The 20,098-nt window shown below is 47.8% G+C and carries 21 protein-coding genes; 3 read left to right on the top strand and 18 right to left on the bottom strand.

Going from position 1 to position 20,098, the window contains the following annotated elements; genetic code table 11:
• The first annotated feature begins 26 nt into the window (after nt 1-26).
• The 3 genes from HZF10_RS04875 to HZF10_RS04865 all read left to right on the top strand — a co-directional run bounded on the left by HZF10_RS04875 (nt 27) and on the right by HZF10_RS04865 (nt 4,723).
• Complete coding sequence (locus tag HZF10_RS04875) at nt 27-1,193, top strand: esterase (RefSeq protein ID WP_176005061.1); 1,167 nt, start codon at nt 27-29, stop codon at nt 1,191-1,193.
• 70 nt (nt 1,194-1,263) lie between these two features.
• On the top strand, nt 1,264-2,373 hold the full coding sequence (locus HZF10_RS04870; RefSeq protein WP_176005060.1) for an acyltransferase family protein: 1,110 nt from the start codon (nt 1,264-1,266) through the stop codon (nt 2,371-2,373).
• A 10-nt stretch (nt 2,374-2,383) separates the two neighbouring features.
• Nucleotides 2,384-4,723, top strand: a complete 2,340-nt coding sequence (locus HZF10_RS04865; RefSeq protein WP_176005059.1) for a beta-glucosidase — start codon at nt 2,384-2,386, stop codon at nt 4,721-4,723.
• A 73-nt stretch (nt 4,724-4,796) separates the two neighbouring features.
• Here HZF10_RS04865 and HZF10_RS04860 read toward each other — a convergent pair whose 3' ends face one another.
• The 18 genes from HZF10_RS04860 to hemA all read right to left on the bottom strand — a co-directional run bounded on the left by HZF10_RS04860 (nt 4,797) and on the right by hemA (nt 19,875).
• Nucleotides 4,797-5,246 (bottom strand): DUF1569 domain-containing protein, encoded by a 450-nt coding sequence (locus HZF10_RS04860; protein WP_176005058.1) that lies wholly within the window; start codon nt 5,244-5,246, stop codon nt 4,797-4,799.
• Nucleotides 5,247-5,299: 53 nt separating this feature from the next.
• Nucleotides 5,300-6,739, bottom strand: coding sequence for a spore maturation protein (locus HZF10_RS04855; RefSeq protein ID WP_176005057.1), 1,440 nt, complete (start codon nt 6,737-6,739; stop codon nt 5,300-5,302).
• Nucleotides 6,740-7,069: 330 nt separating this feature from the next.
• Nucleotides 7,070-7,435, bottom strand: coding sequence for a hypothetical protein (locus HZF10_RS04850; protein WP_176005056.1), 366 nt, complete (start codon nt 7,433-7,435; stop codon nt 7,070-7,072).
• 95 nt (nt 7,436-7,530) lie between these two features.
• Nucleotides 7,531-8,244, bottom strand: a complete 714-nt coding sequence (locus tag HZF10_RS04845) for a 3'-5' exonuclease (RefSeq protein ID WP_176005055.1) — start codon at nt 8,242-8,244, stop codon at nt 7,531-7,533.
• Between the two features lie 27 nt (nt 8,245-8,271).
• Nucleotides 8,272-9,429 (bottom strand): serine hydrolase domain-containing protein, encoded by a 1,158-nt coding sequence (locus tag HZF10_RS04840; RefSeq protein WP_217703346.1) that lies wholly within the window; start codon nt 9,427-9,429, stop codon nt 8,272-8,274.
• 3 nt (nt 9,430-9,432) lie between these two features.
• Entirely contained in the window at nt 9,433-9,906 is a 474-nt protein-coding gene (locus tag HZF10_RS04835) for a methylated-DNA--[protein]-cysteine S-methyltransferase (RefSeq protein ID WP_176005054.1), read from the bottom strand.
• A complete protein-coding gene (locus HZF10_RS04830; RefSeq protein WP_176005053.1) occupies nt 9,906-10,271 on the bottom strand; it encodes a hypothetical protein in 366 nt (121 codons plus the stop codon). The genes HZF10_RS04835 and HZF10_RS04830 overlap by 1 nt, the downstream gene beginning before the upstream one ends.
• A gap of 151 nt (nt 10,272-10,422) precedes the next feature.
• Nucleotides 10,423-10,800 (bottom strand): c-type cytochrome, encoded by a 378-nt coding sequence (locus tag HZF10_RS04825; RefSeq protein ID WP_176005052.1) that lies wholly within the window; start codon nt 10,798-10,800, stop codon nt 10,423-10,425.
• A 27-nt stretch (nt 10,801-10,827) separates the two neighbouring features.
• Nucleotides 10,828-11,298: a hypothetical protein gene (locus HZF10_RS04820; protein WP_176005051.1), complete on the bottom strand. Its 471-nt coding sequence runs from the start codon at nt 11,296-11,298 to the stop codon at nt 10,828-10,830.
• A gap of 46 nt (nt 11,299-11,344) precedes the next feature.
• On the bottom strand, nt 11,345-12,322 hold the full coding sequence (gene hemB / locus HZF10_RS04815; RefSeq protein WP_176005050.1) for a porphobilinogen synthase: 978 nt from the start codon (nt 12,320-12,322) through the stop codon (nt 11,345-11,347).
• Between the two features lie 31 nt (nt 12,323-12,353).
• Complete coding sequence (gene hemF, locus HZF10_RS04810; protein WP_176005049.1) at nt 12,354-13,259, bottom strand: oxygen-dependent coproporphyrinogen oxidase; 906 nt, start codon at nt 13,257-13,259, stop codon at nt 12,354-12,356.
• Nucleotides 13,260-13,269: 10 nt separating this feature from the next.
• Nucleotides 13,270-15,039, bottom strand: a complete 1,770-nt coding sequence (locus HZF10_RS04805) for a hypothetical protein (protein WP_176005048.1) — start codon at nt 15,037-15,039, stop codon at nt 13,270-13,272.
• Nucleotides 15,032-15,583 (bottom strand): GNAT family N-acetyltransferase, encoded by a 552-nt coding sequence (locus HZF10_RS04800; RefSeq protein ID WP_176005047.1) that lies wholly within the window; start codon nt 15,581-15,583, stop codon nt 15,032-15,034. Before HZF10_RS04800 ends, HZF10_RS04805 begins: the two co-directional genes overlap by 8 nt.
• Before the next feature lies 1 nt (nt 15,584).
• Nucleotides 15,585-16,004 carry a hypothetical protein gene (locus HZF10_RS04795; protein ID WP_176005046.1) on the bottom strand — a complete coding sequence of 140 codons (420 nt, stop codon included), beginning with the start codon at nt 16,002-16,004 and terminating at the stop codon, nt 15,585-15,587.
• 1 nt (nt 16,005) lies between these two features.
• Complete coding sequence (gene hemE, locus HZF10_RS04790) at nt 16,006-17,031, bottom strand: uroporphyrinogen decarboxylase (protein ID WP_176005045.1); 1,026 nt, start codon at nt 17,029-17,031, stop codon at nt 16,006-16,008.
• On the bottom strand, nt 17,028-17,708 hold the full coding sequence (locus tag HZF10_RS04785) for a uroporphyrinogen-III synthase (RefSeq protein ID WP_176005044.1): 681 nt from the start codon (nt 17,706-17,708) through the stop codon (nt 17,028-17,030). Before HZF10_RS04785 ends, hemE begins: the two co-directional genes overlap by 4 nt.
• A complete protein-coding gene (gene hemC / locus HZF10_RS04780; protein ID WP_176005043.1) occupies nt 17,705-18,622 on the bottom strand; it encodes a hydroxymethylbilane synthase in 918 nt (305 codons plus the stop codon). Before hemC ends, HZF10_RS04785 begins: the two co-directional genes overlap by 4 nt.
• Entirely contained in the window at nt 18,619-19,875 is a 1,257-nt protein-coding gene (hemA, locus tag HZF10_RS04775) for a glutamyl-tRNA reductase (protein ID WP_176005042.1), read from the bottom strand. Before hemA ends, hemC begins: the two co-directional genes overlap by 4 nt.
• Nucleotides 19,876-20,098 lie beyond the last annotated feature (223 nt).

The raw sequence follows: 20,098 nt of genomic DNA, 5'->3' as shown, positions 1-20,098 counted from the left end.
CAATGAAGCAATGAAAATTTCATCTTATGAAAAATTGTATTCTCCTCTTTTTGCTTTTCGGATGGACGATCTACGCACAGGAAAACGTGAGTTTCGGCCAACAGAAGGAAATTATTTCGCCCGAAATCAACGCCGATAATTCCGTCACGTTCCGCCTCGACGCCAAAGAAGCCAAAAAAGTTTCGGTTCAGGGCGATTTTTTGCCGCCTAACGGATTCGCTACCGGTTCGGCCGATTTGGTCAAAGGCGCAGACGGCATCTGGTCGTTCACAACGTCTAAACTCGCTTCAGAATTGTACAGCTATTGGTTTGTGGTCGACGGTGTGAAGGTACACGATCCGAACAATGCGTACCTGATCCGCGATGTAGCCACGATCGTCAATATTTTCATCATCGGAAACGGAAAAGCCGACGATTACAAAACGAAAGATGTGCCTCACGGATCGGTCGTTCGACGTTGGTACGATTCGCCGACTTTGAAACTCAACCGACGCGTCACGATTTATACGCCACCCGGATATGAAACCTCGAAAGAATCTTATCCTACGCTTTATCTGCTTCACGGAGCCGGCGGTGACGAGGAAGCCTGGATCGCGCTCGGACGCACGGCCCAAATCATGGACAACCTCATCGCCCAGAAAAAAGCAAAGCCGATGCTTGTCGTGATGACCAACGGAAACGCGAGCCAAACCGCAGCTCCGGGCGAATCATCGTCCAAAATGGACAAACCGGTTTTCCTTCAGCCCGACATGTTCTCCGGAAATACCGAAAGAGCGTATCCCGATGTCGTAAAATTCATCGAATCGAATTACCGCGTCAAGAAAGACAAGGCGAACCGTGCGATTGCGGGTTTGTCGATGGGTGGCATGCACTCACTTGTAATTTCGGCCAACAATCCCGATACGTTCGATTATGTGGGCGTGTTCTCGTCTGCCATGCTGCAACCCAAAGATTCGAAAGCCGACGTGTATGCGAGCTTCGATCAAAAGCTCAAAACCCAGAAAGACAAAGGCTATAAATTGTATTGGATTGCCATCGGAAAGACCGATTTCCTGTATAAGCAAGATATGGAATTCCGTGAAAGGCTCGATTCGATCGGTTTCAAATACACGTACAAAGAATCGGAAGGCGGCCATACGTGGTCGAACTGGCGCGATTATTTGACCGAATTCGCCCCTAAACTATTCAACTAAAAACAGCCACCATTACTCGGATTAGAACAAATCATTAGTGACATTCGTGTAATTCGCGGCAACAGAAACTATGTCCGAAACCCTAAAAACCAAACCGCATTTCCCGATCCTCGACGGATTGAGAGGTGTCGCGGCCATCATGGTCGTGATTTTCCACCTTTTTGAAACCCATGCGACAAGCCATCAGGACCAAATCGTGAACCACGGTTATCTCGCCGTCGATTTCTTTTTCCTGCTTTCGGGATTCGTGATCGGTTATGCATACGACGATCGTTGGCACAAGATGAGCGTGGGTGATTTCTTCAAAAGGCGTCTGATCCGATTACAGCCGATGGTTATCGTCGGAATGCTCATCGGAGGTGCGCTGTTCTATTTCCAGCAAGCCCCGATTTGGCCCAACATAGCCGAAACGCCGATCTGGAAAATGATTTTGGTCATGCTGATCGGCTGTACGCTCTTGCCATTGCCGCTTTCGATGGACATTCGCGGCTGGACCGAAATGCATCCGCTCAACGGCCCGGGTTGGTCGTTGTTCTATGAATATATTGCGAACATTTTGTATGCATTGGGTATCCGCAAATTCTCCAAGACCGCACTGACGGTTTTGGTCGTCTTGTCTGGCACGGCCCTTGCCCACTATGTCATCACGAGCCCCGGTGGCGATATTGTGGGTGGCTGGGCTTTGACAGGCGAACAGATGCGCATCGGTTTTTCGCGTGTGATGTTCCCGTTTTTTGGTGGATTGTTGTTGTTCCGGATTTCGAAATTGGCTAAAATCCCGAACGCATTTTTTTGGAGCAGTTTGCTAGTGGTGATCGTTCTCGCATTCCCGAGAGTCGGCGGAACAGAAACCCTGTGGCTCAACGGTGTTTACGAAGCCATCGCTATTTTATTGGTGTTTCCGTTGATCGTTTACATTGGCGCGAGTGGCAGCTTGGTTTCGAACGCTTCAAAGAAAACCTGCAAATTTCTGGGCGAGATCTCCTACCCGATTTACATCACGCATTATCCGCTGATTTATGTGTACACCGCCTGGGTATCCAGGACAAAACCGACTTTATCGCAAGCCTTGCCGTACTTATGCCTGACCTTCGTTTCGGCTGTCGTATTGGCTTACGTTTGCTTGAGGTTCTATGATATTCCGGTGCGAAAATGGTTCCAACAAAAATTCCAACGATAACTTTTCTGACATGAAAATAGTTTACGCCGCTACAGTCGCGCTACTGTTCGCCATTCCGTCCAATGCCCAAGCGCCGTTGCCACAGTTGGGAAAAGATCCAATCGATAAAGTCATCGACGCGCTTACCGATGAGGAAAAAGTCGGGCTCGTGATGGGAACCGGAATCAAAGGCTTCGGCGAAAAAATAGAAGCTGTTGGCGACGTCGACGGACGCGTTCCCGGAGCGGCCGGCAATACGTTTCCCGTAACCCGACTTGGCATCCCGAGCATCGTTCTCGCAGACGGACCGGCCGGATTACGCATTTCCCCGACGCGAAAAGACGATCCAAACACCTATTATGCGACGGCATTTCCGGTGGGCACAGCTTTGGCTTCGACATGGAATTTGTCTTTGGTGGAAAATGTCGGAAAAGCGATGGGCAACGAAGTCAAGGAATATGGAGTAGATGTGTTGCTCGCGCCCGCGTTGAACATCCACCGCAATCCTTTGTGCGGACGTAATTTCGAATATTATTCCGAAGATCCGATCGTGAGCGGAAAAATCGCCGCTGCCATGGTCAACGGTGTGGAATCGCAAGGTGTCGGGACTTCGGTAAAACACTTTGCGGCGAACAATCAGGAGAACAACCGCATGTCGGTCAACGCTCATGTTTCGGAACGTGCGATGCGTGAAATCTATCTGCGCGGCTTCGAAATTGCGGTAAAAGAATCCCAACCGTGGACGATCATGTCGTCTTATAACAAAGTGGACGGCCAATATACGTCGGCACGAAAAGACCTGCTCACCGATATTTTACGTGACGAGTGGGATTTCAAAGGCCTTGTAATGTCCGATTGGTTCGCGGGTTATGGCGGCTGGAAAGACTTGAAGGACAACAACTTTTCAAGCGACGTCGTGGCGCAACTTTCGGCTGGAAACGATTTGATCATGCCCGGAATGAACGCCCAACGCAAAGCCATTCTAGTTGCTCTAAAAGACGGAAAACTATCGCGCGAAACGTTGGATAAGAACGTCAAACGTGTGCTCGAACTGATTCTCGAATCGCCTCACTTCAAAAAATACAAGCCTTCCAACAAACCCAACCTCAAGCAAAATGCCCAACTCACGCGTGAGGCCGCGACCGAAGGCATGGTGTTGCTCAAGAACGACGGCGCGCTTCCGTATAGCGACAAAACAAAACAGCTTGCGCTTTTCGGCACCACGTCGTACAACTTCATTTCGGGCGGAACCGGAAGCGGCGACGTGAACGAAGCCTACACGATTTCTTTGCTCGACGGACTTAAAAACGCGGGTTTCAAAATCAATTCCGACCTCGAAAAACTTTATGTTCCGTATACCGCCGACCTCAAATCGAAAGACGACGAAAGACGCAAAAAAGAAGGCATCCTCGCTCTTGCAAAACGTTTCCCTGAACTACAGCTTGAGCGCGATGCCATCGAAAAAGCGGCTATCGACAGCGATTTCGCGATCATTACGATCGGACGCAATTCCGGGGAAAACGGCGACCGCATCGTTTCTGAAGACTTCGATTTGGCCGATGACGAACAACATTTGATCAACTCGGTTTCGTCGGCTTTCCACAAACGCAGCAAAAAAGTTGTCGTGATCTTGAACGTCGGAGGCGTTATAGAATCAGCGAGCTGGAAAGACCGCGTCGATGCCATTTTGCTCGCTTGGCAACCGGGTCAGGAAGGCGGGAATTCGGTCGCGGACGTGTTGTCGGGAAAAGTCAACCCGTCGGGAAAATTGACGATGACGTGGCCAGTTGCTTATACGGATGTTTCGTCTGCGAAGAATTTTCCGGGAACGCCCGAGAACGATCCGCAAGACGTCACGTACGAAGAAGGCATTTATGTCGGATACCGTTATTACCAGACGTTTGGCGTGAAGCCGTCGTATGAATTCGGGTTCGGGAAATCGTATACGTCTTTTGAATATTCCAATCTCAAAATCGGTTCGAAAACGTTCAAAGACAACGTGAAAGTTTCGGTTACGGTGAAAAACACGGGCAAAATCGCCGGGAAAGAAGTCGTGCAATTGTACGTTTCGGCTCCTTCGAAAACCATCGACAAACCCAAAATGGAACTCAAGGCATTTACCAAAACGAAATTGCTCAAACCCGGAGAAAGCGAGACGTTGACCGTAACCTTGCGCGAAAAGGATTTGGCGTCGTTCGTTGAAAACAAAAGTGCTTGGGTAGCCGAAAAAGGAATATACACGGTTTCGATCGGTGCTTCTTCGAGCGATATAAAACAAAGCGCGGGTTTCGATTTGCCTTCGGAAATCACCGTCGAAAAAACGACAAAAGCGTTTGCGCAGGACAAAAGCTTTACCGAATTGAGACCGTAAGATAATTTTAGTTATTGATTTTTTGGGTGGACTACAAACCTCAAAGGTTTTAAAAACCTTTGAGGTTTCTACCCTAAACCCCGAACTGCGTGAAATGGTGATCCAAATGCACGTAATGCAGTTTGCCCCATTCGTCGTCGGTCATCGTGCCGAAAAACGGATGCGTTTTGTTGGCGACCGCGTCGGGACCTTTTTCCCCAAACTTGCGGATTTGCGCCTCCAAAACCGATTTTTCCTTCTCGAAATCGGGCGTTCCTTTGATTACGAATTCTTTTGCCGTGGGCGAATTCTTGCTGATCGGTTTTCCGCTCAGGAACTGCTTCTTGACCATTTTGCCAAACAGTTTTCCGATGAACGAATGCGGAAGTTTGAGCGTTCCTTCGGCCACGTCTAAAGGTTTTTGGCAATGCGTGACCATTTGGGATGCGTTCATTTTGCCCCAATTCGGTACGGTTTGGGCCGTGATTTTTGAAAGCCGTTCCAGAAGTTCGGCGTTGGTTTCTTGATTGAAGATTGATTTCATTTGTTCGTTTTTTGATTCAACCGATAAGACTTTTCACTCCAAATATTGTTACATCAAAAGAACCAGCCCGCGACCAAAATGGCGGCGATGACGCAGATCAGATCGACAAGCAGCATCGCTCCAAGCGTATAACGCGTGTTCTTGATCTTGACCGATCCGAAATACACCGCGATCACGTAAAACGTGGTTTCGGCCGAACATTGGAAAATACACACGAGTCTTCCGGTGAACGAATCCGGGCCGGCCTGACGCATCGCATCGATCATGAAACCTCTCGATCCGCCCGATGAGAACGGACGTAAAAGCGCAACGGGAAGCGAATCGGTGATTTCTTTTGCCACGCCGATGTTCGCGAAAAACAGCGCAATCCAATTCGAGATGATTTCGAAAAGTCCCGAATTCCTGAACAATGAAATTGCGACGAGCATTCCCAAAACGTAAGGGAAAATCGTGATTCCGGTCTTCAATCCGTTGTTGGCTCCGGTTACGAACGAGTCGAAAATCGTGGTTTCCTGCTCGACGAATTTCTTTTCGTTGACGAAAGCGAAAACCAACGTCACCCCGATAATCCCGACGAGCATGATGCCCGAAAGATTCGACGTGAACACGTTCTTGCCGATCAGATCAAGGCTGTTCACGTAAAACAGGAGTCCTACGATTGCTGCAATTATGGTCATCAAAGCGGTTATCAGCGACACGCTTTTGAAGTTGATTTTTTGTTTGATTCCGATGATCAGAAATGCTGCCAATGTTCCGATGAAAGACGTGATGATACACGGCAACATCACATCGGCCGGATTCGTGGCATTTTCGGCAGCGCGATATCCGATAATCGATGTCGGGATCAATGTCAAACCGGCCGCGTGCAGACACATGAACATGATTTGGGCATCGCTGGCCTTATCTTTATTGGGATTGATTTCCTGCAAGCTTTCCATCGCCTTAAGCCCGAATGGCGTCGCGGCGGAATCGAGTCCGAGGAAATTCGCGGCAAAATTCAAGGTCATGTACGAAATCGACGGGTGGTTTTTTGGAACCGACGGAAATACTTTCACGAACACCGGACTGAGTTTCTTGGCGAGTTTTTCGGCCGCTCCGGAATCGATCAAAAGCTGCATCAATCCGCAGAAAAACGCGAGATAGGCGATCAACGGGATGATCAGGTCGAGTACGGTGCTTTTGCACGTGGGCAGCAACCCGTCGGATTTTTGGACGCCGCTGTAGATTTTTACCGTTTTGTTCTTGTACACATAAGACGTGTCGAGATTCGTGGTGTCGCGGTTGATCACGAACGTATTTTCGTCTGCTTTCTGGATGCTGTCCTGAAGGAAACGCGGCAGTTCATTGAGATACTTTTCGCCGATCTGGATCGGGTCGTCTTTCTTGCCGTTGATGATATAGTCGAGACCGTAATGATGGCCTATTGAAACACCGACGAGAATAAAAAGGATGGACGAGATGAAAATGGCGAGCCAGAACCTGCTTAGGACCATAATTGGGATTTTTTGCTAAAATACGCGATTTTGGGTGATGGTTTTCTGGATAATAGATAATAGACGAAAAGATGATAGACGCTCCTGAGTAGGAGAAGTCGGTGATTAAAGACTTAATGGTTTGTTGGCCCTTTTTAGCTTTTCCTCTTTTAGACGAAATTCCGATTTCAGACCGAAGCCTAGCCCGGATGCAAGCGGTTAGCCTTTTGAAGAAAAACGCTTGGTTTGGCAGGCGTTTGCGGGCGACCGCAGGAAGCCCGTAAAACGGCTAGCGAAACCGCGTTTTTAGAGAAAGCTAAAAGCGGGCAGCCGGAAACAGCTTCTAAAAAATCATTTCTTTATCGCAAAACGAAGGCCGATGTAATAATACGCGATCGCCACAATCCCGATCGAAAACGGAATCACGGCGTAATACCGCAGGCTGTCGTCTGTGGTGAAGAACTCGGTAATCATCCAGTAGGCGTTCGCGATGATCCAGAAAAACACGGCGATGTTGTGCAATAATTCGCTTTTGATGTGGCGCGTTTGCCAAGTGATCAAAGCCGCCGCACCTATCGTCGGGACGATCATCACCAAGCCGAGCGGACGCCAAAGCATCACCCAACACAAGTCTTTGAGCAGCCAGAAAACGATGTGCAGGTTCTCGATTTTGCGATAGCGTTCGGGGATGACGTAGAGCGGTTCGTTGCTTTCCATGGATTGGTTTTTGCCAAAAATATTGAAATTCCAAAACAAAAATTCCAAATTCCAATCAGATTGCTCCTTCGTCGGAATCCGTATGAACCAAAAACTTAAACGTGAAGAATCTCGTCGTCCACAAGCAATTCCTCGCGTCTCATTTTTAGGAAAACCTGTGCCGTCGCGATCACGTCTTTTTCGCAATACGTGATGATGCGGTCGATGTCTTTCTCGACGTAAAACACATGCGCGACCTGGCTTCCGTCTATATCGCCTTTCGACGACGGAATGCCGAGGATTTTCGTGAGCAATTTCAGGGACGTGAAGTGTTTGTAATCGCCGAATTTCCACAGTTCAAGCGTGTCGAGATGCGGCACTTCCCAAGGTTTCTTGCCGAACAGGTTGAGCTTTTCGGGCAATTGTATGCCGTTGATGATCATGCGGCGGGCGATGAACGGAATGTCGAATTCTTTGGCGTTGTGTCCGCAAAGGATGTGTTGGGCGCGCGAGAAATGGTTGCCCAGCAGGTTCGAGAAATCGAGCAGCAATTGTTTTTCTTCACCGAAAAAAGACGTGACCCGAAAATTCCGGATGTCGTTCTTCAAAACGAAATAGCCGACCGAAATGGTGATGATCTTTCCGAATTCGGCCCAAATTCCGGCACGTTCGTAAAACGCTTCGGGCGAGAATTCGTCTCGTCTTTGGTATTGGGTTTTTTGTTCCCACAGCAATTTCATCTCGTCGTCGAGGCTGTTGAAATGTTGTTCGAAAGGAACGGTTTCGATGTCGAGAAACAGGATGTTCTCCAGAGGGATTTTTTGGATCATGGCGTATACATTTAAAATTGGCGTGTATTACTTCCTGAGTGAAAGCATTTTATAAGTCTCATCCAAATATACATAAAAATCGTTGCTGTGATACTTTCCCGGATCATTTACGTTTCCGGAATGGCCGAGGCGCACGATGATCAGATCGTCTTCTGGCACGACAATTACATATTGGCCCAAATGGCCGCGCATGTAAAAAACCTGTTTGTCACGGTAGGTTTCAAGCCACCAGCCGTAGCCGTATTGCGGGCTTTCGACGAAGCGAGGCGTTGTGCAGGTTTTGACGAACGCACTATCCAAAATTTGTTTGCCGTTCCATTTGCCGTGTTGTTTGTACAGTTTCCCGAAGCGTGCAAAATCGCGTGCGTCCGAAGCGATGCAACAATACGCTTTCACGATGCCGTCTTTGTGGTCGGTTTGCCAAAATGCGTCGTTTTCGGCTCCCATCGGTTGCCAGAAATTGCGCGAAACATAACTCGCCAGATTTTCTCCGGTGGCTTTTTCGATGCACATCGCGAGCAATTGCGTACTGCCGCTCGAATATTGGTAATACGTTCCGGGTTCATGCACGACCTTTAGGCTGCGGATGAATTCGGGAAGATCGGTGTCGAAATACGCACGCGTGGTCTTAGAGAACGGGCTGTAATATTTCTCGTCCCAATCGAGTCCGGACGACATCGAAGACAAATCGCCAACGGTCAATTTTTCGGCATAACCCGTACCGAATTCGGGAAAATATGTGCTGACTTTGGTGTCGAGACTTGCGATTTTTCCGTCCATGATCGCCTTTCCGAGAGCTGCCGTGACGATGCTTTTGGCCATCGAAAACGAATTGGTGTGCGAGTCTTTCCCGTAACCGTCGTAATAGCTTTCGTGCCAGATGCTGTCGTTCTTGATGATCAGGAACGCGATCGAACCGATGGCTTTGTGCACGCTGTCCAATCGTTTGGTCTCGTTGACCGAATTGTAATCCTTCGCGATTTTCCACGGCTGCGGATTCGGGCTTTTGGCGATGATGCGGTTGTCGAAATGTTCGTAATCGTCGAGGTAAGCCGTTTCGTGTCCGTGCAGGTACGTGACCCAGACGCCTCTCAAAATATAACCGTTATTGGTGATGAACAGGATTCCGACGACCAAAACAAGGATCGTCAGGATGCCGATGAGGAACCGTTTGATGAATTTCATAAATCAGAAAAGGCTTTGTTGGGTTGGAGGCGTTTCGTGCTCGAGCAGCCATTTTTTGCGCCACAATCCGCCGGCGTAACCGGTGAGCGAACCGTCAGATCCGATCACGCGATGGCAAGGCACGACAATCCAAAGCGGGTTTTTGCCGTTGGCCGACGCGACCGCGCGTATGGCTTTGACGTCACCCATTTTGTTGGACAAATCCATATAGCTTGTGGTTTTTCCGAAAGGGATTTTGAGCAGTTCTTTCCAGACTGATTTTTGGAAATCGGTACCCGACGGATTCATCTCAAACGTAAAATCATGTCGTTTCCCTTCAAAATATTCATCAAGTTCCTTTACGGCTTGTTTAAGATTTTTTGGGATTTTGGCCGACGTGGGAATTTCTTCGTCAAGAATGGAAATGACCGAAACGCCATTCTCGTCTCCTTCGATTTTCGCAATGCCGACGGGTGTTTTTATAAAAGCGGTTTCCATCAACGCGGTGATTTCATAAGGGTTTGCTGCATCACGTCTCTCGAAGCGTCGGGCAAAGGAGAACGACCAAGTGCATCGTAATTGTATTGGTAATAAGCGGCTTTTTTAAAACTCTCGTTTCTTCGGATGTCTTTTGTCCAGTTATAATCTGTCGTAAATGTGTCCAAACTTGGGCTTGGTTGTAAGAAATAGGTCGTGCGCTGTTCCATCATGATCAACCTTGGCATTTCTATGCTATCCTTAGATTTCGGGAAAAGCTCACGTGATAAGGCCATTTCGGGAGAAATGAACGACCTGCGTTGTTGTGCGTTCGCGCCGATTGTAACCAGCAACAAACCGACTATGGAAAGTGAAAATAACCGCATGATGAATGATTTCCATAAAGATAGGAAGATTCATCGTAGGAATTTTTAAGAAAATATACAGAAAATCTGTACTTGACAAATTCGTTTTTCGGGTAGGTTTACAGACCTAACAGATTTTGAAAATCTGTTAGGTCATGTAACCTCTAAAAAATCACTTCGAAAAGCTATAGATATACGCTTCCAAAGCCTTCAATTCCTCATCGCTCATACGCTTGGTGATCGCGAAATTCACTTTCATCGCCGGATATTGCGCCGGATCGACGATCGGATCGGCTTTCTCTTTCAAGAATTCGACGATGTTCCCGTTCTTGTCTTTGTAGATTTTACCGATTTCCAAGAGCGACGGCCCGATGATTTTCTGCTCCGGATTATGGCACGAATAGCAGTTTCCTTTGCCGTTGAACAGTTTCTCGCCCAATTCGACAGGCGTTTGTTTTTCTTCGTATTCGAAGCTGTCTTCGGTCGGGGCTTCTTTCGTGGCGCACGAAAACAACAGGCCGAGTAACAGAAAAGTGGATATGGTTTTCATTGTATTGATGCCTTCAAGGCAAACTGATTAATCTTCCGGCTCGAACGTGATGTCGATGCCGTCCACGTTCATTCTTTGTATTGGTTCGTCTTTGGGTAACGATGCCCAGAAATCGATCAGATAGGTTCTGGTTTTACCCGCTTTTAGTACCATCTCGAACTTTTCGACTGTAGTGCTCAACTTCTTGTTCTGCAAAACGGACTCAACTTTGTATCTTTTACCGTCTTTATCTATGAGGAAAATCTGTGTAAAATCGATGATTTCATCCTTGTCCGACTTACTCGAGAATTCCATGGCCACACTTATGAACCTCTTGCCTTTTTCGGCTATGTACATGCGATGGTCGTCCCCATTGCCGTATTGCGTGAACTTGTTGCGTATGACCCTGACGACGGAATATTCGACACCATCGGCATATTCGTGCATCTCGGGTTTCATCTTTTGGGCATCCATGTTAAGTGAAAATCCGAGTAAAAGCAGCAGTAAAATTTCCTTCATGTTTATTTGGTGATTTGGGTGTTTCGATCAGTTTCCAAAACGGAAATCATTTGTTCAACAAAATAGCGGCTTCCTTAGCGAAATACGTCGAAATGATATCGGCACCCGCACGTTTGATCGATGTGAGCTGTTCGATCATCACCTTGTCGTGGTCGATCCAACCTTTTTCGGCCGCGGCTTTCACCATCGCATATTCGCCCGAAACGTTGTAAACCGCGACCGGAACGTGTACCGCATTGCGCACTTCGCGCACGATGTCGAGATACGCGATTCCCGGTTTTACCATGACGATATCGGCTCCTTCCTCGACGTCGTGGAGCGCTTCTTTTATGGCTTCGGTACGGTTACAGAAATCCATCTGGTAGGTTTTTTTGTCTCCGAATCCGGGCGCGGAATCGAGTGCGTCGCGGAACGGCCCATAATGTGAACTCGCATATTTCGCGGCATAACTCATGATCCCGACATTGTGGAAATTGTTTTCTTCAAGCCCTTTTCGGATAGCGAAAACACGCCCGTCCATCATGTCGGAAGGCGCGACGAAATCGGCACCGGCTTCGGCATGTGAAATGCTCATGCGAACCAACGCGTCGACCGTTGCGTCGTTGATGATCTGACCGTTTTCGACGATTCCGTCGTGTCCGTAAATCGAATAAGGGTCGAGCGCGACGTCTGGCATCACGATCATTTCGGGAACGGCCGCCTTGATCGCACGGATGGCTTGTTGCATCAATCCGTCTTTGTTCCAGGCTTCTTTTCCGGTGTTGTCTTTGAGATTGTCCGAAACCTTGACATACAGGTTCACGGCTTTTATTCCGAGTTTCCACAATTCCTGCACTTCTTTGACCGTCAAATCGAGCGAACGACGGTAAATTCCGGGCATTGACGGGATTTCGATTTGGGTGTTCGTGCCTTTGCAGATGAACATCGGGAACATGAAATCGTTGGTCGTCAAAATGGTTTCGCGAACCAGTGAACGAATGGAATCGTTGGTGCGCAATCTTCTATTTCTGTGTATCGGATACATATCTTGAGCAATTATAAACGTTGTGGATAATTTAAGCGAGCCAGTTTTTCGGATTTTCGAGCACCGAAACGAGTTCGGCTTCGGGGCTTCCGGGTTCCGGATGATGGTCGTAAACCCATTGCACATGAGGCGGCAAACTCATCAAAATCGATTCGATGCGCCCGTTTGTCTTGAGCCCGAAAAGCGTGCCTTTGTCGTGCACGAGATTGAACTCGACGTAGCGTCCGCGACGGATTTCCTGCCAAGTGCGGTGTTTTTCCTCGTAAGGCAAATCCTTGCGTTTTTCGACAATCGGAATGTAAGCCGAAGTAAAACTGTTTCCGACTTCGGTCACGAAATCATACCAATCCTGCATCGAACGGGTTTCGGTCGCCTTGAGATAATCGAAAAACAAACCGCCGATGCCGCGCGCTTCGTGTCTGTGCGCGTTCCAGAAATACTCGTCGCATTGTTTTTTGTACTTCGGATAGAAATTTCCGTCGTGCCTTTCGCAAGCGGCTTTCGAGATCTTATGGAAATGGGTCGCGTCTTCCTCGAACAGATAGTAAGGCGTCAAATCCTGTCCGCCGCCGAACCATGAATCGATCACATTTCCGCTTTCGTCGTACATCTCGAAATAACGCCAATTCGCATGGACGGTCGGAACCATAGGCGATTTCGGATGGATGACGAGACTCAATCCGCACGCGAAAAAATCGGCTTCCCCCACGTTGAACAACTGACGCATCGAATCGGGCAATTTCCCGTGGACTGCAGAAATGTTCACGCCGCCTTTTTCGAACACTTCACCATTTTCAATTACGCGTGTGCGTCCGCCGCCGCCTTCGGGTCTTTGCCAATTGTCTTCGCGGAATTTGGCAACGCCGTCGACTTCTTCCAAAGCAGAAACGATGCGGTCTTGGAGGTTTTGGATATAGGCGTAAAATTGATCTTTCATCGGGTTGGTTTTATTTGATTTCCCAAGAATTCCTGAGTTTGTAATCGTTTCGGAGCTTTTCGATTTTTTCCGGTTCGCCAAATACGTAAAACGAATCGTTTCCTCCGGAAATGCTGTAGAATCTGTCTTCGATTTTGGCGTCCGAAGTCAATCTGTCCAACAATTTGTCGAAGGTTTCCATATCGTACCAATCGCCTTGGTCTTGGGTCACGACGATGTAACTTTTCTTTCCGTCGGAAACCAGAAAACGATATTCATAACCTGAACCTTGTCTGTAATTTCCTGCCTGGACATACGATTTGATGCCTTTCAGTTTGCCTTTTGAAATAGCGACGAATTCGGATAAAAGTGTGCTGTAATCATTTGGGATTTCGCTTTCGGCATCGAAAGAAAGACCAATTTTGGCAATTTGCGTAGTGGTTTTTATGTCGTTGATTTGCTCGTCGGGTTCATAAAAGTTGGCTTTTTTGAAATCCTCGATCATTTGCGGTGTGATCGGTGTATCGATAAAGCCGTTTTTGAACAAATAATCACTGTGATCCTGCACCGTTTTCTTGCTGATGGCGAAATCTTCGGACAAATCGCGACGTTTCTTCCCGTCGGGAATCGATTTTAAAACCAGCGCATCGAATTCAACTTGATTTTTGTCTTTAAAGTACGATACGATAGTTAAATTCGAAGCGTATTTCTGATTGAACCAATGCGAAACCAATGCCTGTGCAACCTCTTCGTCGTTTCGCAAAACTTCATCGGAACGGACTTTCTCGAACGCGTCGCCCAATACCATTTTTTTTGACAACAGATCCAGGAAAACAGCCTTTCTTTCGGCTGGCGCCTTGTAATGAAGCGTGTTTATTTGGACTATTGCGGAAATTTCTTGAGGGTCGACGTTGGGCAATTTTTCTATCGCCAAAGCGGAAAAGGTTTTTTCTAAAAAAGCAATGGATCTTTTGTCTCCGTGCGCTACGATGTTCGCAAACAATTCGCTTCTCGCCGCTCTTTCGTCTGCCATGAATTCTCCGATTACCGGATGCGTAATGTCATCGACAGTAATTGGATTTTTGGAGAAATAGGCATAAATCAAGTCGCGTAACTTCTTTTTTTGCTGGTCGTTCCCGTGAACCAGAAACCTATCGGAAGCGCCCCAACCAATCGGCGCGATGCGACCTTGTTCAAGTTCTCGCGCCATATAATCGAACGCGACCTGGCTTTTGGCTTTAGCCAGCCAAGGCATGATCAACCGTGGATTTTGGGAGATGCCCATCCGGATGTTTTCCTCGAACAGCGCGACAAAGCCATCTATATTGTTCTCTCCAAGATACCTGGTGGCCGCAAAATCGACACTGTCGTTAGACACAAGCTTAAAAATGCGCTCTTTGAGTTCGGGCTCCAGATAATGGACAGGTTGGTTGTCGGTGTAATCGTAAGACATTTCTTCAAGGACTTTTGCAATTGCCTCATAGTTGTCATTGCCCAGTATCGTCAGGATTTCAGGAATCGCGGACTTGTCGCCGTTTCGGTATCGTCTGCCCAAAGTATTTTCATCGATAACAGATAAAGTCTTGATTTCGGGTTTTATCGTTTTGTTTCTAGCGGAGATATAACCCGAAACGAATTTGATGTCTTTCGGTTCTTTTACCTCGTAAATTCCCGGCGCAGTTGAGTTCCCAATCGTTTTCCTGATGATTTTCTGCAACGCGATGCTGTCTTTGGCAAGGTTCTGTGAACTTGCTGTCAAAGCGAAAAGCGCCGCGAAAATGATGCAAAAAATCCTATTCATGATCGTATTCCGATTTTAGAAGCCCGAAGTATTTAACGTCTTCGAGTTTTCCTTCGCCATTTTTGAATTCCTGACGCAAAACGCCTTCCTCGACGAAACTGTGTTTGGTTGCGATGCGTTGGCTCGCGTGGTTTACAAGCGAAGTGCAGATAAAAATCTTGTTCATTCCCAATTCGCGGAAACAGAACGAAAGCGTGTTTGAAACGGCTTTTGAAATGATGCCTTTCCGTTCAAAATCCACATCGACGAAATACGCGAGCTCGCACTTCATGATTTTGCGGTCGACGTTTTTGATGCACACGTAACCGATAAGTCGGCCCGTTTCAAGGTTTCGGATGTAGAAATAATAACCGTCTCCGTTTTCTTCCTTGTCGATGTTCTCACCCAAAAATCGGATGGTTTGTTCAAGATTTCGGCAATTGCCGAGCGTTCCCGGAAACGTCTTTTTGATGTGATCTGCGTTGCGTTCGATCAAAGCAAAAAACTCTTCGGCCGAAATATCTTGCAGCCTGTCGGTTTTCCAGTTTTGAAAGATCGCTTCCATGCTATTGTTTCACATAGATGTTTTCGCGTCCAGAACTGTAGATCAATTCATTCTCGGGATAAACCGGGATGAACGACAGTTTTTGGGTCGACGCGCTATCGGTGATTTTGATGCGGAAATATTGGTCGAACGGCCGATTGGATTGCGTACCGGTAGTCATCGTATGCAGAATCTCGTGCTGGCCGTTTTGCACCACTTCGTATACGCCGTTGTAGTTTTCTCCGTCGGCGACGAGCTCCAACTTGTGGTCGTCCTTGAACGTGTAGACTTTGCCGTTCGCGATTTTCTCGACGGAAAGCTTTTCGCCATTATTGCCGCCGTAGCGTTGTTCGGTTTCTTTCCATTGGCCAAGCAACGCTTTTTCTTTCGAATTGCATCCGATGAACAAAACCAACGCGAAAGCCAGAACTGCTATCTTCATTTTACTTTCCATATTCTTTGACCGCGTCGATGAACGCTTTGGCATGATCGACCGGAATGTTGGGCAAAATCCCGTGTCCGAGGTTTACGATGTAATTGTCTTTTCCGAATTCGTCTATCATCTGGTGCACCATTTTCTTGATCGTCGGAATCGGTGACAGCAAACGCGAAGGATCGAAATTCCCTTGAAGCGTGATTTTTCCGCCAGACAAATAACGCGCGTTTCTCGCAGAACACGTCCAATCGACGCCCAATGCAGACGCTTTCGATTTGGCCATGTCGTTCAACGCGAACCAACAGCCTTTTCCGAACACGATGACTTTTGTTTCAGGCGCCAAAGCCTCGACGATCTGGTTGATGTATTGCCACGAAAATTCCTGATAATCGACCGGCGAGAGCATTCCGCCCCACGAATCGAAAATCTGTACGGCGTTTACTCCGGCTTTAACTTTCTCTTTGAGATAGGCGATTGTCGTATCGGTGATTTTTTGCAAAAGCGCGTGTGCGGCTTCGGGTTGCGAAAAGCAGAAACCTTTTGCCGTGTCGAAACTTTTCGAGCCTTTCCCTTCGACGGCGTAGCAGAAAATCGTCCACGGAGAACCCGCGAAACCGATAAGCGGAACCTCATCGTTGAGCATTTCCTTTGTCAATTTGATCGCGTCGAAAACATAACCCAAAGTCTCGTTGACATCGGGAACGATGACTTGTTCGACATCTTTCGCAGAACGGATCGGATTCGGCAAAAACGGCCCGACGCTTTCCTTCATGAGCACCTCGATGTTCATCGCCTGAGGCACGACGAGAATGTCACTGAACAAAATCGCGGCGTCAGGTTTTACGATCCGTATCGGCTGCACCGTGATTTCGGCGGCCAATTCCGGAGTCTGGCAACGCGTGAAAAAATCGTATTTGTCGCGCAACGCACGGAATTCGGGCAAATAGCGCCCGGCTTGGCGCATCATCCACACAGGCGGACGTTCTACGGTTTCGTTGTTCAGGGCACGTAAAAAAAGGTCGTTCTTTATCATATTTCTTGGTTGAAGTGATTGATGCACTTCGCGATTGTACTTTCTATTGTGGGTTGTTTCGAGATTATCATGATCGCAGAAGGATTCGCTCCTTCGACCGCGCTCGCCGTTGTTTTTCCGATACAAAAACAGACTTGGTCGGTCAATTTATTTTTTCGCAGATAGCCCTCGACTGCGCTCGGGCTGAAAAACAAAATCCCGTCTATTTCAGAATTGATTTCAATCGGTGTCAATTCCGTTTCATAGACTTCGATTTCGTTCATTTCGACATCGGCTTCCATGAGCGCCATCGGCAATTCGTTGCGGCGGATGTTTCCCGAAAAGAACGTAAAATTTTCAGTTGCGTAATCCTTTATGATGACGTCCGCGAGTTCCTGTGCGTTGTTCGCGGTTTCCTGGACCGTGAATCCGAGTTCGTCGAGCAAATCGGCGGTTTTCGATCCTACGCAAAACACCGGATTTCGCCTGATGTCCTGAACTTCGGGATGCGTGGCCAATGCTTTCGCGGCATTCTGGCTCGTGACGATCAGGTTTTCGGCAACGTCCGTCAAGCGGAAAGGCAATTCGGTCACGCGGATAAAATCGGCATCAATTATAGAAAATCCCGCATTGAGCAAAAATCGCTTTTGGTCGGATTTGAGCTTTTTCGTTGACAATATGCGGATATCGCGGCTCATTTGTTCAATTCCGAACGGATTTTCGCCATCAGGTCGTCTCCTCCGTTTTTGAGGATTTCGAGCGCACATCCGCGTCCGAAGGTTTTATAATGTGTCGTTTCGGACGTCTTTTCAATCGCAAGTTTTTCTTTTCCGTCAACCGACAAAAGCGCGCCTTCAAATCGGATCTCGTTGTCGATGATTTCGGCGAAAGCCCCGATCGGTGCGGTACATCCGCCTTCGAGCGTTCTCAGGAAATCGCGTTCGATATGCGTGCAGATTTCGGTCTCGAAATGGTTCAGTTTCCCGACGGCTTCGCGGCAAAAATCGTCATTTTCCATAGCCACGACGACCATCGCGCCTTGAGCCGGAGCGGGCAGCATCCAATCCAAATCGATAAAATTTTCGGGTTTTACGCCGATTCTGTCAAGTCCTGCCGAGGCGAAAATCGCTCCGTTCCAATCGTTGTCGGCCAACTTTTGCAGACGCGTGTTCACGTTTCCTCTCAAATCGACGACTTTGTGATGCGGATATCGGTGCAGCCATTGTGCCTGACGACGCAAACTTCCCGATGCGATCGTAGCGTCTTCGTGGTAAAAATCGTTGTTGTGTTTGTAGACGAGAATGTCTTTTTCTGAGGCGCGTTCCAAAACCGCAGCCTGTACGATACCTATCGGAAGCGCGGTCGGCACGTCTTTCATCGAATGTACGGCAATGTCGATTTGGCCGTTGATCATCGCCACGTCTAATGTTTTGGTGAAAATTCCGGTGATGCCGAGTTCGTACAAAGGTTTGTCGAGAATCAGATCGCCTGTAGATTTAACGGCTACGATTTCCGTCTGATAACCTAAATCGTTTAATTTTTTCTCGACCGTATGCGCTTGCCACAAGGCGAGTTGGCTGTCGCGCGTGCCGATTCGTATGACTTTGCTCATTTTACCGGAGTTTCGATCTTGAAGACTTTTTCGATCCATTCGATGCTTTCGTCGACGGGCGTGTTCGTGTCTTTAAGATGGTTGGCAAAATGGGTCGTGATCTTCTGTATGATGCGGTTCGAGATGATTTCGGCCTGCTCTTCGTTGAAATTCGAGAGTTTTTTGCTTTGGAAATCGAGTTCCGAATTCTTGATCTCGTTGAGTTTTTCTTTCAATGCGTTGATTGTCGGGGCGAATTTGCGTTCGTGCGTCCAGGCCGTGAACTCGTGTCTGATTTCCTCGATGATCGCTTCGGCCGCCGGAATGTGTTTCTTGCGGTTTTCAAGTGTATCGTCCGTGATCTGCGACAAATGATCCATGTGGATGAGCGTCACTTCGGGCAATTCGGTGACGTCGTCGGCAACGTTTTTCGGAATCGACAAATCGAGGATCAAAAGCGGTTTCTTGAGGTTCAAAACGGCTTTGTCGATCGTCGGATTCTGCGCTCCGGTGGCCACTACAAGAATGTCGGCTTTTTGCAGTTCGGTGTGCAGTTCGGCGTAATCCTTAACGATCAAATGCAGTTTGGACGCGAGCTTCTCGGCTTTGTCCTTCGTGCGGTTGATCAACGTAATATGCTCGTTCTTGGTATGCTTGACGAGGTTTTCACACGTGTTTCGCCCGATTTTCCCGGTTCCGAAAAGCAAGATGTTCTTATTCTTGATATCGGCCACGTTCTTCATCATGTATTGAACCGACGCAAATGAAACCGAAGTCGCGCCCGATGAAATCTCGGTTTCGTTCTTGATGCGCTTACTCGCCTGGATCACGGCGTTCGTCAATCGTTCCAAAAATGCGTTCGTCAACCCTTTCTTGCGCGATTGGGTAAATCCCGTCTTAAGTTGGCTGATGATTTCGAAATCGCCAAGAATCTGACTATCCAATCCTGTCCCGACGCGGAACATGTGGTGGACGGCCTCGGCGTTTTTATGCACGTAAGACACGCGTTGGAACTCGTCCACGCTGCCTTGGCTGTTATCGATAAGCAATTTGATGAGTTGGTACGGATGTTCGGCGAAACCGTAAATCTCGGTGCGGTTGCACGTCGAAGCCACGACCATCCCGGTTACGCCTTCCATGGCGGCCTGGCTCAAGAGTCGGTCTTTGGCAGTTTCGTCGAGACTGAATTTTCCCCTTATCTCGGCATCGGCTTTTTTGTAGCTCAATCCTACGACATAAAACGTCTGATGCTTCGATGCGTGAATAGTATGCATGTTTGTCCTCAAAATCTGCCACAAAAATATTTCAGAGCATTTGATAAAAATAACGCTCGAAGGACTTTTTGTGTCGCTGTCGGAGATTTTAGGCGCAAAAGGTTCACTCAACGTTATTTTGTGCTAAATTTGCAGCGTTGACGGGCATTCCGAACGATGTTATATAGAATCATTCTAAATAAAATACGCTTCAGATTCCGAAAACCAACTTCAAAAAAATATC

Source organism: Flavobacterium agri (genome assembly GCF_013401995.1).
In the GTDB taxonomy this organism is placed as follows: domain Bacteria; phylum Bacteroidota; class Bacteroidia; order Flavobacteriales; family Flavobacteriaceae; genus Flavobacterium; species Flavobacterium agri.
Note: the sequence above shows the minus strand (reverse complement) of the source record. Positions and strands in the feature narration are given on the sequence as shown.